The 13,191-nt window shown below is 53.5% G+C and carries 18 protein-coding genes; 13 read left to right on the top strand and 5 right to left on the bottom strand.

Annotated features, from left to right (window positions below):
• Positions 1 to 195 precede the first annotated feature (195 nt).
• Entirely contained in the window at positions 196 to 453 is a 258-nt protein-coding gene (locus tag FZZ92_RS01695; RefSeq protein ID WP_226422425.1) for a hypothetical protein, read from the bottom strand.
• Positions 454 to 1,208: 755 nt separating this feature from the next.
• On the bottom strand, positions 1,209 to 1,424 hold the full coding sequence (locus tag FZZ92_RS01690) for a hypothetical protein (protein ID WP_115025151.1): 216 nt from the start codon (positions 1,422 to 1,424) through the stop codon (positions 1,209 to 1,211).
• Positions 1,425 to 1,602: 178 nt separating this feature from the next.
• Here FZZ92_RS01690 and FZZ92_RS13100 point away from each other — a divergent pair, with 178 nt between their 5' ends.
• From FZZ92_RS13100 to FZZ92_RS01655, 8 genes are all read left to right on the top strand, one after another.
• Positions 1,603 to 1,728, top strand: coding sequence for a hypothetical protein (locus tag FZZ92_RS13100; protein WP_255613907.1), 126 nt, complete (start codon positions 1,603 to 1,605; stop codon positions 1,726 to 1,728).
• Between the two features lie 1,161 nt (positions 1,729 to 2,889).
• The gene (locus tag FZZ92_RS01685; protein WP_226398119.1) at positions 2,890 to 3,078 is read left to right on the top strand and encodes a hypothetical protein; all 189 of its coding nucleotides are present in this window, start codon (positions 2,890 to 2,892) and stop codon (positions 3,076 to 3,078) included.
• A 390-nt stretch (positions 3,079 to 3,468) separates the two neighbouring features.
• Positions 3,469 to 3,615, top strand: a complete 147-nt coding sequence (locus FZZ92_RS01680) for a hypothetical protein (RefSeq protein WP_226422424.1) — start codon at positions 3,469 to 3,471, stop codon at positions 3,613 to 3,615.
• Between the two features lie 285 nt (positions 3,616 to 3,900).
• The gene (locus tag FZZ92_RS01675; protein WP_226422423.1) at positions 3,901 to 4,896 is read left to right on the top strand and encodes a pectate lyase; all 996 of its coding nucleotides are present in this window, start codon (positions 3,901 to 3,903) and stop codon (positions 4,894 to 4,896) included.
• A 1,713-nt stretch (positions 4,897 to 6,609) separates the two neighbouring features.
• Positions 6,610 to 7,326 carry a hypothetical protein gene (locus tag FZZ92_RS01670; protein ID WP_226422422.1) on the top strand — a complete coding sequence of 239 codons (717 nt, stop codon included), beginning with the start codon at positions 6,610 to 6,612 and terminating at the stop codon, positions 7,324 to 7,326.
• A complete protein-coding gene (locus FZZ92_RS01665) occupies positions 7,323 to 7,469 on the top strand; it encodes a hypothetical protein (RefSeq protein ID WP_226422421.1) in 147 nt (48 codons plus the stop codon). The genes FZZ92_RS01670 and FZZ92_RS01665 overlap by 4 nt, the downstream gene beginning before the upstream one ends.
• A gap of 292 nt (positions 7,470 to 7,761) precedes the next feature.
• The gene (locus FZZ92_RS01660; protein ID WP_226398122.1) at positions 7,762 to 7,959 is read left to right on the top strand and encodes a chlorophyll a/b-binding protein; all 198 of its coding nucleotides are present in this window, start codon (positions 7,762 to 7,764) and stop codon (positions 7,957 to 7,959) included.
• A gap of 470 nt (positions 7,960 to 8,429) precedes the next feature.
• On the top strand, positions 8,430 to 8,897 hold the full coding sequence (locus FZZ92_RS01655) for a hypothetical protein (RefSeq protein ID WP_226398123.1): 468 nt from the start codon (positions 8,430 to 8,432) through the stop codon (positions 8,895 to 8,897).
• Positions 8,898 to 8,908: 11 nt separating this feature from the next.
• Here the strand turns inward: FZZ92_RS01655 and FZZ92_RS01650 are convergent, their stop codons facing one another.
• Both FZZ92_RS01650 and FZZ92_RS01645 read right to left on the bottom strand, forming a co-directional pair.
• Complete coding sequence (locus FZZ92_RS01650) at positions 8,909 to 9,391, bottom strand: DUF427 domain-containing protein (protein WP_115025159.1); 483 nt, start codon at positions 9,389 to 9,391, stop codon at positions 8,909 to 8,911.
• Between the two features lie 120 nt (positions 9,392 to 9,511).
• Positions 9,512 to 9,910, bottom strand: coding sequence for a hypothetical protein (locus FZZ92_RS01645; RefSeq protein WP_226398124.1), 399 nt, complete (start codon positions 9,908 to 9,910; stop codon positions 9,512 to 9,514).
• 244 nt (positions 9,911 to 10,154) lie between these two features.
• Here FZZ92_RS01645 and FZZ92_RS01640 point away from each other — a divergent pair, with 244 nt between their 5' ends.
• From FZZ92_RS01640 to FZZ92_RS01620, 5 genes are all read left to right on the top strand, one after another.
• Entirely contained in the window at positions 10,155 to 10,442 is a 288-nt protein-coding gene (locus FZZ92_RS01640) for a hypothetical protein (protein WP_226398125.1), read from the top strand.
• 6 nt (positions 10,443 to 10,448) lie between these two features.
• On the top strand, positions 10,449 to 10,889 hold the full coding sequence (locus tag FZZ92_RS01635) for a hypothetical protein (RefSeq protein ID WP_226398126.1): 441 nt from the start codon (positions 10,449 to 10,451) through the stop codon (positions 10,887 to 10,889).
• 155 nt (positions 10,890 to 11,044) lie between these two features.
• Positions 11,045 to 11,296: a hypothetical protein gene (locus FZZ92_RS01630; protein ID WP_226422420.1), complete on the top strand. Its 252-nt coding sequence runs from the start codon at positions 11,045 to 11,047 to the stop codon at positions 11,294 to 11,296.
• Positions 11,297 to 11,337: 41 nt separating this feature from the next.
• Positions 11,338 to 12,255: a histone deacetylase gene (locus tag FZZ92_RS01625; RefSeq protein ID WP_226398128.1), complete on the top strand. Its 918-nt coding sequence runs from the start codon at positions 11,338 to 11,340 to the stop codon at positions 12,253 to 12,255.
• On the top strand, positions 12,252 to 12,818 hold the full coding sequence (locus tag FZZ92_RS01620; RefSeq protein ID WP_226398129.1) for a pyridoxamine 5'-phosphate oxidase family protein: 567 nt from the start codon (positions 12,252 to 12,254) through the stop codon (positions 12,816 to 12,818). The genes FZZ92_RS01625 and FZZ92_RS01620 overlap by 4 nt, the downstream gene beginning before the upstream one ends.
• Here the strand turns inward: FZZ92_RS01620 and FZZ92_RS01615 are convergent, their stop codons facing one another.
• Positions 12,819 to 13,154, bottom strand: coding sequence for a hypothetical protein (locus tag FZZ92_RS01615; protein ID WP_115025165.1), 336 nt, complete (start codon positions 13,152 to 13,154; stop codon positions 12,819 to 12,821). It abuts the gene before it with no gap.
• Positions 13,155 to 13,191: the final 37 nt, after the last annotated feature.

The following is a 13,191-nucleotide window of genomic DNA, read 5'->3' as shown; positions in this document are numbered from 1 at the left end:
CATTATTTGACCGTCAAAGGCTCATTCTCTCAATTGCATACGTGGGGAACAATTGCCTATTTTTTTGTTCAGGTCAGGCGGGCATGGCATCGCCCACACCAGGATCTGAAGATCGCGATGGAGCAGCGAACCTTGACCTCCTGAGCTCAGCTGAGGAATGGGGAGGTCCCTCGAAACTGAGCCCCGCTTAAGAGCTCAGAGGATGCCGAGAGGCCCCTTTTTCTTCTTGCAGTAGCCAGCGCCAATATTCATCCATCCTGACGGGCAAGCTTCGCCGGCAGTAGGGGCCACCTCGTAATAGATGGGCGACACACATGTCGTACCAAGGGTATTGACGTAACCAAGCGGGCACTGGTCATGTCCCGGAGCTTTGGGGATCTCCTTTTGAGCCATTGCAGCAGGCATGGCTGAAGCAAGTGCCAAAGGCAGCAGCGCGAAGAGTGCTTTATTCATGGACGGATGGTTGCTTGGTTGAGCTCTAGCAACTCCAGTCGTCCAAGACAAGGTGATTCGGCCTTGAGTGAAGCCATCAGATCAGTTATGGCTTCCGCTTGAGCCGCCCATGAGTAGAGATATTCAGGTGCACCTCAATGGAGCACTCGATGGCCTCGCGGGTAGAAGCGATAAGGATCAACAAAAATGGAGTCAGTGGCTCCATCTAAAGCACTTGCTCAAAGCGACATCATCGGTTGCAAGGCCTAGACCAGCAAAGGATCGGAACAATTTAAATGTATTGCAACAATAAAGATGAATTGCTCTTCTTGGCTTGAGAAAAAACCACTTCAGAGCCTCTTCGTTCTGATTAGTTGTCGTTTCTATATTTTTATCGATGATGCCCATCAGCACGCTCGCTCAGCAGAGCGTGATGGGCACCTGTACCTGGACGAAAGGAAACTCACAGCCACGAAAGTAATCATGCACAATGCAGCAGTTCAACTCTGGTATCCTGACAATAACTACATAGAAAAAGAATTATGTTTTTGAGCCTTAAAGCTCCAGAGGTGGATACAAGCATTTTAATCAAATTGTTCAATTACATGGCGATTTAAACCCGAAGGTTAGTGGACAGACTTCATTCAGCCTGATTAGCGTTGAAGCCAGCAAAACGTTTAAGAAGCTTGAGTTCAACTCTGAGAATCCATAAAAGAGAATTGCCATCTACATCAATCAAGAGCTAGTCTTCAAACAGATGATCAGGAAAGAATTTATCAAGGTTGATCAAGGCCTCTCTCCTTCGCATAACTCTTGAAATGATTCGGGAATTCATCTGCAAGGAGAACAAGCGCATGGCTTGCGGAGCCCATTTGTTCGGTGACTTCATCAAAAACCGAAGCGAAGCAGCTTTCGCACCTGATTTCCAGGCAGAGCTCTTCCCATGTTGTTTGTTGTTGATTAAAACTGGCAACAAGCTCCTGGAACGTCATTGGAATCAGCTACTTTTAAACCTGCTTATCATAAGGGACGCTCAGAGAGGATTGGATGTCTCTCAGCCTGCATGAATTCATCATCGATGGCGTTAAACTCTCGGGGCGGACATCGATAGGCTCACCCTTCACCGTTATGGCCTGAGCAGAACTGAGTGTGATTGACCAAAATAGGAAAATGAAACGACTGCAGCGACTGCTTCAGCGATTGGTAGGCAAACGGGAAAAGCCTCCATTGCACACACCTGAAGAGCTGGAATGCTTTAAAGCAGATGCGATTGAGAACCGCAGCAAGCACTACTGATGCAGGGAGCAACAGAACTGGCACTGCTCACTCTTGCTTTTGTCGGTCTTCAGCTGTGGTGGCTCAGCAAGGTCTTTTTGAATCGCCCTCGACAGCCAAGACCCCTGGGCAAGCCGATGCGAGCTAATTCACTCCAGAATGAAAGAAACATCCTGCAAAAGATCTTTGATCAATCCTGATCACTCACATCTGATGCTCTTACCTCGATGGCCATGACCTAGGGAACAGGGCTATAGGTATGCATAGGGACAAACACCGATGCATTCCATGATCTGAACGATCAACGTGGTTCATCAGCAAAGACAAGGATGTCACTCATTTGTTGTGCTCACTGTGGTCACATGCACTCGAGCGTGAGAGTCGACTGCCCTCAGTGCAACGTAAAAGAGGACGATCTGAGCAGCCTTAGGGCAACTGCGCAGAGAGAAACATGGAGACCCAATCCATTTGCTGATCGTTTCAAAACAAGGAAGAGCCAGCCAAAACCAATCTGAAGACAGCGCGGACGATGACTCGCATGGGGTGTTTTGGCAAGGCATCCCGCTCCTCGGATGGGATGACCGCTCAGTGCAGTGCTTCAAAAGAGGCCGTTACTAGCCCATGGGTGCTCAAGCTGGGGTTAAAACTCTGGTGACAAACAGGTCGGTCATTTTTATTTCGGTCGATACCGTCAGCGACAGCAATGGGACGACGACTGTGAGTGTCCGACTTGTCGTAGATAGAAGAAGGATCTCCGATGTTGTCTCCCCTCAGGCCAACGGAGGCTGGCAGCAAAACTCCTCGAACTGATTCTCTGCAACTGAGCTCAGACACTGCGGGCTGCTACAGCTGCGTTTCAGTTGCTAAGTGTTGGGTGCGTGATGCAACAACCATGGCCTTTGAAGCTCCCCCTGCAGAGGGACGTCAGTGCACAAGCTGCAGTGACATCAAAATCCCGAATTTCTTTGGCTTGGACAGCAAAGAGTGCCGGAACTGTGAAGCGAAACGTCGCCGACATGCCTTGAAGCAAGAGGCCGATGGAGCAACCGAGGCTTGAATCCTCAACAACGATCAGGTGACTTAACCAAAATCGCGTATTGGCCCGGCCTGCAATAAGTATATGCACCAATGTTCAGGCAGTAGCAATGCGCTATCACCAGAGAAGAGTTGAAAAGAGTTGTCATGGGCAAGGTTCTTTCCGCAGCCAAATGGTCATTCGATCTTCTTGGTCAGCGCATCGCCGCTCTACGTCTGAAAAAAAGCTTTTCAGAGTCAACAATTTACGGCGAATTTGCCTACGACGAATCGCAGATGAGGGAAACAAATGCAATTAAGAGACAGCAGAAATCAACCCTCGAATACGACTGCTGAACCTGCCAAAACCATGGATGCGAAGTGGATGAAGAGGCCACTTCGGATATTCAAGTGATCCCACTGGAAGAACTCAGAGCGCCCCCGCGCCAAGAGCTCCCGATTCAATAGCAGGATCTCGGCCGAAATGCCATGGAGGTCTAAAAGCTCTAGGGGAGTTGGCGCTTTCAGCCCAAGTCCCCTAGAACGCAAGTCAACACTCTTGTCGTTATGGCCTTGATTCCCCGCTGGCAGTACATGACTGACAGCAGCAAAGCAATGGTCAAACGATCCGCGATCACGCTTGTGGTTGTCTTGATCGGTTTAACGCTTTTGCGGACGATTTTCCCGTGGATTCTGCTTGGGCTGGCCATCTACGGAGCTTGGTGTCTGCTGAACCGGCAATAATCCATGAAAGAAGAGACATCGCAAGCCAGACGAACGCTATTCATCTGGGCCCTTGCTCTCAATATCGTCGCTTGGGGCGCCTATTTTTATTTAACCAAGGTGATGGGATTCGACATTGAATCGATTCGTCAAGCCAGGATTGCTGGTTGAGTCTTGACGCACCATGTGAGGGATTTCCTCAGAACAAACCAGCGCACAGGTCGGATGAAATTCAACGATCGAATGGCTCGATCGACTTCGAAAGCCAGTGCGGCGTTACATCGGAACAACCGCTCCACGATGAACGAGAGGCTCAGCCCAGGCTGAGCAATGGCGGGGCTTCAGCATGGGTTGCACCATGCAAGCAGCAGCTGCATGATCACCCACTCTTCATCGGCCTGCACCAATGAAAGGCGTCGCGTCATAACCTCCTGTTAAACAGCAGAGCACTGCCGCATGAATCGCTCCCTGAAGCCGAGTCCTGAGGCTCAGCAATCCTCTGGAGATGGTCAATCGGAGAGCTTGGTGAGGCAAAAGACTGTGCAGAAGATATGTGGCCAAGCCTTTGTGTTTTTTGGAGTCGTTGTTCTGGGGGTTTCACTTTATAAATTTTTTAGCGCTTTTTGGCTCAATGTTTCTCCCTGGCCCGAGCTGCTGCTTGGAGCCGTTGGGTTGGTGTTGGTTATCTCAGGAAGCATTGTCCGCAACTCAGCTTTTTCAACGTCCTTGCTTTCGGAATTCAGCCCTTCAGCTCGAGCTCGACGTTCACTACTCATGCTTGCCCTTGCGTGCTTGATCATGGGCTGCCTGGTTCTGCTCAAGTTTTCCGTTCAGGATGTCTTGCGTTACAAGCGCCTGCTGGGTGAGGGAGGAATTCTTGAGTATTTGCAAGCCCTGATCTTGTTTACTTCGGCGTGGGTTTCTTGGCTGATTTCCAGGGATCTATGGAGACGTCTATTCATGCGCTTGCACGCTGTCATTTACGCCATCATTTCTTTTGGCATGTTCTTCGTTGGCCTAGAGGAGATTGCTTGGGGTCAAGTATTATTTGGATGGAAAACACCAGAGAATATTTCAGCTGTTAATGCTCAGAATCAAACCACATTTCACAACCTAAAGTTCTTCCAGAACCATCTCGATCTCAATCTTTTCTTGTTTTCAGCCTTGATCCTGATTTTGGTGCTATGGCGACCTTCTGTTGGCTTAATCCGATCAAGACTTCTTAGCGGTGGGGCAACTTTGCCCACAGCATTCTTTATGCCGAGATATTTCTGGCCGTTATTCTTCTGCGCCGCATTACTATCTTATTTCGTAGCTACGGAATCGGGGACTGATTTCGTAATTAATATCGATCAAGAGTGGGCAGAATTTTGCCTATACCTCGCTTTTGGATTGGGCTTATTAAGAACATATATTCTGCTTGGTGATGCTCCACGCCATCGGCCTGACTGATTAAGCCATATCAACACTTCACCCGATGCATCCGTGTCACTAAAAATCACTATTAAGCTGTAAAAATAAAGATGCAAGACCCATTAATCTCTGCACTGAGAGATCGATCTTGATTTCGAGATGTGCTGAGTTCTTTGACGCTTTCATGAAGTTGCTCCTCTTTCGTAATCGATGGCGTCATCCAGTCTCCGGATCAATTCATCAACACAGTGGCGATGGGAGTACCTCACTCCAATGGCGCCACCCGATCGGTCCTTTTCTCCGCAGCGTTGTTGCATTCAATCCGACTCGCCGGCTTTGGCATGGTGCTGACAAGCCTGGCGCCAAGAGAAAGGCCGTCACCACTGCAAGCGGCCTTAATCGGAGCCAACAAACAACCCAAGCCTGATCAGGCTCCACAAGCTCCTTGAGTGCGAACCATGGCTTGCCAAAGCAAGGGTTGCAGGTGCAGATCAACAGCTGACCGCATCCGGCTGCAACAGGCTTGCTCGAAGGGAGACCGAGGTTATAAATCGTTCGGTGCAGACAAAAAAACCGCCCCATCGCAGGAGCGGTTTCAAGAGCCGTAGCAATCCCCATCACCCGGCAATCTGCACCAGATTTTGATGCAATAGAAAAATAATACCCATTACCCCCCAGATGTAGTGGACGACAACAGTCACTTAAGACTCAAATGAATATGCGTAACGAAGCTCCATCAGGCAAGGGCAGCACTGCATCTAGTGCTAGCGGTAGTTAGGCATCCTCACCCACATCGACCATGCTTGTCGCGGCGACAAGCTAGTGATTGGCCAGACACTAGATCTGGTGGAGAGCGTCAACCCAGCGATGGAATCATGCTGCGCCATGATGAAGACATTCTTAAGGGAGCAGCCATGATTGCTGGCCCGTCCTGCCCATTGCACTTAGGACTTCTCGACAGTCCTGACTACTGGACTGATGACGCACTCATCTCTGCATTGCGTCCCTTGAATGCAGAGGAACTTCACCACTTGGCCATCGGATCCCAACAACAGAAGAAGCGGGAAGAACGTCACAGACGCTTCGCTTAAGCGCGAATGATCTGGCCTCAGGCCAATGCACAGAGGAAGACAGTGACGCAATTCATTCAACGCCACTGGCTCGACCTGAGCTCAACCCTGCTTGTGTGCATCACAGCGTTGTCGTTACATCCCCTCAACACGCTTCCTGAAGGTCCAGGTTCCGACAAAACCCATCATTTCGTTGCCTACGCAGCGCTGGCCTTTCCAACCGCACGGCGCCAGCCCAGACGAGGCTCATCATCCTCGGCTTTGCGCTCTACAGCGGCTTCATCGAACTGATCCAGCCCCGTGTGAATCGCCAAAGAGAATGCATGGATTTTCTAGCCAATACCTGCGGACTTTTAATTGGCGTTGTGTTGTCTTTTTAACCAATATGCTTGAAAGACATAAACCCGGCAAGCATTAATTGGCACCATAGCTTGCAAAAACATCTCTCTGCATGAACTAGAAATACTGTCATCTAACAAGAGCGGCGTGGAGACATTACACAAATAACATCGCAACTTGAGACAGACCAATTTTCATTCTTGTTGTGAAAAATGCAGTCTGCAAGCCCTCGTTGTCTCGGCCTCAACAATTACCCTGGCTTGTCATTTTACATCGATAAACTTGAACGAAGGATCCATGGCTGATGTTCGTGGACTGGGCCTCTCACGAAGATTTCTCCCTCATGAAATTAGATCGTGTCGTTTTCTACGGGAGACTTGGGGAGCAGGCCATGCAGATGTTCGGTCTCGCGGCTGAACTCGACCGCTGGCGGGGCTCCACAGTTCTCGACTGCCCTGGAGGTCCGGGGACCCTGGCGGCCCACCTGCGCGCCGAAGGCTGCGACGTCACGGCCATCGATCCTGTCTATGCGCTCCCCCGGGCGGACCTCGAGCGCCGCGCCCTGGCGGATCTGGAGCAGACCATGGCCATACAGGCCACCAGCCCCACACTGCGCAGCGACTTTGATCTTGAGGCCTGTCGACAGGAGCACCTAGTCGCCCTAAAAGAATTTCTCGACGACCACCGGGCCCATCCAGATCGCTATCTGAGTGCGGCCTTGCCCGATCTGCCCTTCAAGGATCAGAGCTTTGATCTGGTGCTCTGCGGTCACCTGCTGTTCTCCTATGCACCCCTGGCCGATGGGGGGCTGATGGCTGGTCAGGGGCTGGATCTGACCTGGCATCGCCTTGCTCTGGCGGAACTGTGCCGTGTCAGTCGCCGACAGGTTCGGCTTTATCCAGCCCACACCATCGCCCTCAACGCCCGCCGCCATCCCTATGCAGAGGCTCTGCTGGCCGAGCTGCCGGCCGGCTGGCGAGGCTGTTTCGTCCCAAGCATCTACGACCAGGGGCATCGAGGCTGCACAGATGCCCTGCAGTTGGTGCGCCTTGAACCATGACCGGCTCCGCCGTCGCGACCTGGCTCAGCGCAAAGCGCATGTTCAGATCCACCCCAGTTTTGGCGTTGAGCTTCAAGTCGGCAGGGGTGACCCCAGATGCTGCCAGCACGATGGAGGCCCGAGCAGGGCGCGCCTCTGCCTGAGGACAAAGCATGGGAACCAAGGTTGCCAGGGACTCGGGGCTGAACTCGTCAAGCAACAGGACATCCGCGCCGGCCACCACCGCAATTCCTGATCGATCCGGAGGGACGAAAAGCGCCTCTGGGCTCGGTTTCGCGAGGCTGACATGGCTGGGGGAGATGACATGCCTCCGGCCTGCATCCAAACCAATCCCTTTGCCAGCAGTCGGTGACGCTCCTTAGGGAGACAGCTCTTCAGCCCGTGCTTTACAAACCGTTACGCAGGGCTTAACATTTCGAAATCTACAGAACGGTTATGGCTTCTTCCACCCCCAATGACGACTGGTTCCAAAACGCTGCCGCTGCACAAATCCGCAACGAGCGCTTTGAGCGAGCCGAACTACTCAATGGCCGCACCGCAATGATTGGCTTTGTTGTGGGCGTCCTGACGGAGGCCCTGACGGGACACGGGATTATCAGTCAGATCACCTTCGGGGTTTTCGGCTGCAACTGATTGCCTCGGGGGCTTATTAGACACCTCAGCAGTGACTCCCAGGCCCCCACTCCATCGACATCTGCAGGCAATCCCCAAAAACCTTCGATGGGGACTGCAACTCGTCGCATCGCCACTACAAGAGAAGTCATGCAAAAGTCGCCCTTAAACCCTTTTGTTGCAATGACTCTTGAAGTTATGGACGTTTTGCGATAGAAGGTTATGAATTGGTTATGAAGCGATGAAGACAAGCACTGCTCACCTACGTCTCGAGTCCCTCCAGCTCGCTGCTGAAGAGTGCAAGACCCGCGACGAAGCCCAAAAGATCCTGAAGAAGGCTGACAAGGCTCACGCCAAGCTCGAGTCATCAGCAGCTCCGTTTCACCGCCCCAGCTCTTAGACGTCCAATCAGATGTCAAGGTCATACAGGGGCATGTTCGATACATGACAGCTCCTGCAAGATGAATCTGAAAAGCTGAGCACAACCGACTGTGGATCTTCGTTCTTCAGGTGCATTGCTTCGCATCTTGGTGCTGATGGCAAGTGCCGATGGTGTCCTTGCACCAGAAGAGCTTGTGATGTTGGAGAGATTGAGCAAGCAATACTTCAAGAAGTCAGAGTTCGATAGCTGGGATCAGGCTTTTGAAAACCCGATGGATCTGAAGCAACTCGCCCAGGAGATTGCAATTGCCGACCGCCCTCTGGCCGCGAAGCTCGCTTATATGGTGATTGGCTGCAGCCGAGAGGACTACGGGTTTGCTGTTAACTCGGCAGAACGCAAAGCATTCGATCAATTAACTCAGAGTCTTGATCTTACGGAGCTTCAAAAAGACTTAGCCATCCAAGAGGCAAGCCATGAACTCGCTCGCCGACCTGGTTTTTGGGAGATTCTGATGAACACCTTCAGCAACCAATTCATGTTGGATACAGATCCCAATCCCATGGCTCCATCGAACTGAACACGTCCTCTTCATATCAGTTCCGGATGGTTGGGATCCCCCTTAAACGGACCACGTGTCCAAGGTGTGATCCAGCCTCCGTAAAACAAACCTGGCTGAGCCAAAACCGTTTCCCCTTCCAACCTGCAACCATCAACACTTCTTGGATAAATGCTGATCCATCCGGCTAAGAGAGCAAACGATTGGGTTGGATCGGGATAGCTCCACCCCGCACGAACGCGACGACTGGTTCCATCATCAGCGCTTACATCCCAGTAGGAAGCAACTCCTTTCCATTCGCAAAACGACGGCCGCCCCGTTGAAGGGTGGAGCGTGCCAGGTTTAAAAGCCGAAGGATGAAGATAAATCGTAGGAGGGTGGAATGTCTCACAGACACGCACATAGCGCTGATCTTGTGCAATCAACTCTCCCAAAATCCAAATTTCGACAGAACCCGACACCAGCTCAACCAAGGGGGGACGAGGATATTCAGAAGCATTTTCAACGGGTCGCATGTGATCTATCCCTGTCTCAATCAGAAGCAATCTTAACGGCGATGATTGGCACAAGAAAGCGACACTGTTCGATCACAATTCCTGCATTGATGGCCAAATCAAATCCATCCGCTGTAGAGGTCAGCCCATGTCGAGCAGATAGTGCATCACCGCAACTCGATGGGCGACCCCAACTCCATCGGAGCAATCGGGACCGATCAAAGCATCCGGAACCCGATGAATACGAGTGATCGGCCTGATTTCATAGGCCGTGCCTTCGGGAGCACCGCCGCCTCGACTGCGGTCCCAGATCCCATTGGGGTCCCCCTTGTAATGCCCCACCACCTGCGAAAGGTGTGCGTAGAAATTCAGCCCCATTCGACATAAGACGATCGCCAAACAGGCATCAAAATCTTCGGAGGACAAAACATTGACGCCATCGCGAACAGCACGTTCGTCGACACCGAGAACCATGTCTTCAAGGGCTGTTTCACCCGTCAATTGCCAGCAACGGATGGTGACGGCTTCGTGTTGGCTCACTTTCTACGCGTGAGGTCTCCAAAATCATCGTCGTTTGGCTGAAGAAATTGCCAAACGACAGGAACTGTGATGATGACTGTTAAGCCGATGGTGACCCAGATCGCTGTTGCGTAGTCACCCATGTCCATGCATCAAATCCATCAAACCATAACCACTTCGATCTACGAGAGCTGATCGGAGAGTCAGGCCTGACGTTGACGGTGGAACCGACGCTTCTTAGCTTTGCCGCACCCACTTCAGCCGAATGCGCGGATTTCTGACGGCTGGATTCCTGCTTTACACGCTTCTCCCTGCAGGGCAAGCAGCTGTTTTCACTGTCAAACCCGGCACGTCGTTTTATTCCAAACCTCAAGCCAAGCAAGAGCTTCTGCTGCAGCTGCCGGAAGTACGTGTTCATGTTCCACCGAAGAAAGACGCCGCTGGCTTCTGCCAGTTCAAGCTGATCTACAAAATTGCTGACCGTGACAACCCCGAGCTGCCATCAACCGGCTGGGCCCGGTGTGTCTCTACCGACAAGCTTGTCCCGAACTGACCGCAAGTGATTCAGCTTCAGCGATCGATCCCAATGCTGTTCGCAGCACTTATCGCCGCATGTGCCATCGCACCAGAGGCAGCCAAGGGCACTGAGCTTGAACAGACGGTTTGCAGGAATGGCACCAGAGAAGCTGTCTGTAGCGTCAAGCTCGACGACAACAGCCTTGAACTGAAGCTTGAACCCGATCTCATGCTGCAAGCAAGGCGCCTGGGGCGCTGGCGGATGAGCCACCAAGACGGGATCACAACCTGCAGCTGCAATGCACGCATCGATCTCGGAAGCGAAGTTGTCTATGGGGTTTTACGGATCAGCTCCAGCACAGGGACCAGCCTGATCTGGCCCCAGCAGAAACTTGAAATCCCGGATTTGCACTTCAGCTCAACCCACTCCATGCCGAGGGAGTCACACTTGGACACTCCCTCGGCACAGCCTGGTCATCCTTAATCCGCTCGCTGAGACCACACTCAGCTCGGGGGCGAGACACCCCTCACACGCGGACCAAAGGCTTCCGTTCAATCCGGTGGCCTTTTTATTGAGCCCATGGAAGAGACCGGCGAGTCTCATCGTGAAATAATTAAGCGATCCTTAAGGGGTGCTGCATGGGTTACTTCGCAAAGCAGCTGAGCGCGCAAGAGGTCAAGCAGGGATACGCACTGCTCAACCTGATGGAGCATCTGGATCGCGAAATGGACCTGCTCAACCAACAGCGAATCCGCGTCGGAGCATCATCCGAAGAGGGCCAACGGCTCACCCAGATCAAACAGAGTCATCTGCGCAAAATACAGAGCTGCATCAGCGAGCTCAACACCAGTGGCTTCAACGACTGGTTGCTGAACCAGCAGCCTGCATAATCCTTGAATGGGCCTGAGACCTCTTGGGTGAGAACAACCCCTTGACGCTTTCGGTTGTCTACCACCCTCGCTACTCCGCTCCGCTGCCGAGCACCCATCGCTTTCCGATGGCGAAGTTCCGGCTGCTGCATCAACTTCTGCTGGAGCAGGGGGTGATCCAGGCCAACCAGGTCCATCGGCCCTTGAGCATCGCCCGCAAGGATCTGGAACATGTGCATCCCCGCGGTTATCACGAAGCCTTCAGCCGCGACCGCCTGCCCCATCCGGCGCAACGCCGCATTGGGCTCCCTGCCACACGCCCGTTGGTGCAGCGCACCTGGCTCGCCGTGGGAGGCACCTTGTTAACGGCACGCCTGGCTCTACAGCGAGGCCTGGCTTGTCATCTCGCTGGCGGCACCCACCATGCCCACCCCGACTTCGGGAGCGGATTCTGCATTTTTAACGACTGTGCTGTCGCCGCACGGGTGTTGCTGACAACAGGGGAGGTGCAGCGGATTCTGATCATTGATCTCGACGTGCACCAGGGCGATGGTTCAGCAGCCTGTTTTCAACACGACCCCAGGGTGACCACCCTCTCGGTGCACGCCGGCAGCAATTTCCCCTTGCGCAAAGTGCAGGGGGATATCGACATTGCCCTCGCCGATCACACCAGCGATGACGACTATCTCGCCGCCATTGCCGATCGATTGCCAGACGCCTTGGACAACATCGCGCCGGAACTGGTTCTCTTCAACGCCGGCGTCGATCCCCATCGCGATGATCGACTCGGCCGACTTGCACTCAGCGATGCGGGACTGATGATGCGGGATCGACTCGTGCTCGATGCCTGTCTGCGCCGCAGGATTCCAACCGCGACCGTGATCGGTGGTGGTTATGACGCCCTCACCCCGCTGGTGCAGCGCCACGCCATCGTTGTGCGTGCCGCTGCCGAGCAAGCTCGCTTGTTCGATCTGCCATGACTGAGGCCTTGCCCCCCTGGAGACCTCTGCTTCGCGCTGCCTTGCAGCGGGAGGGGCGCTCCATTAGCGCCCGCTGGGTGCAACTGGCCACGAACGGGCGCGATCGAACGCCCCGGGTGCGGACGTTGGTGTTCCGAGGCTGGTCCGGTGTGGACCAGCTGGAACTATTCACTGATCAACGCAGCGAGAAGGTGAAGGAACTCTCTGGCGATGGGGCTGCAGAACTGTGCTGGCTGTTCCCCAAAGCCCGCCAGCAGTTCAGGCTTCGCGGCATGGTGCAGCTGATCACACCGGCCGAACAAGCTGAACTCTGTCGGCAGCGCTGGCAACAGCTCTCCAATACCGGACGTGCTGTCTGGGGCTGGCCCACACCGGCCGATCCACTGGATCCCTCAGCAACTTTCCCCGAGCAACTCAGTGAAACGTCACCGCTACCAAACCATTTCGTGGTGCTGCAGTTGCAGATAGAGACCGTCGAGCGGCTCCACCTGGGGCCTCATCCCCATGAACGCACGCGTTGGAGCGCGACAACGCACTGGCAGGAGCAATCGCTCAACCCCTAATCACCACCAACGATCGACGCGACCAACAGAAGGGCGGCCCGGTTTACTGGGTACTGTCACCACCGACAACCGCTGCAGATCACGTCGGTAATCAAAACGGCAGAAGCCGACGCCTGTGCCGGAACAAGCAGAGAGACTTTTGAGTGCAACCGACGACCAGCGCCGCTCTTCCGGCGTTGGCATTTGTTCAGGGGCAGGACGCCAACCATCGGCGATCAGATGGCGGTTCGCCTCGAGGATGGTCTGTCTGGCACTGAGCTGCGGCTCAGGCTTGGCAAGCACCGACCCTCCCATCAACCAGGGGAGCAAAAGCGATAGGAGAACACAACGTCCCATGCAGGGCCTCATCCCTCTCTGCCATAGCCATGGATTC

This window comes from Synechococcus sp. MU1611 (assembly GCF_020514255.1).
GTDB lineage: Bacteria > Cyanobacteriota > Cyanobacteriia > PCC-6307 > Cyanobiaceae > Parasynechococcus.
Note: the sequence above shows the minus strand (reverse complement) of the source record. Positions and strands in the feature narration are given on the sequence as shown.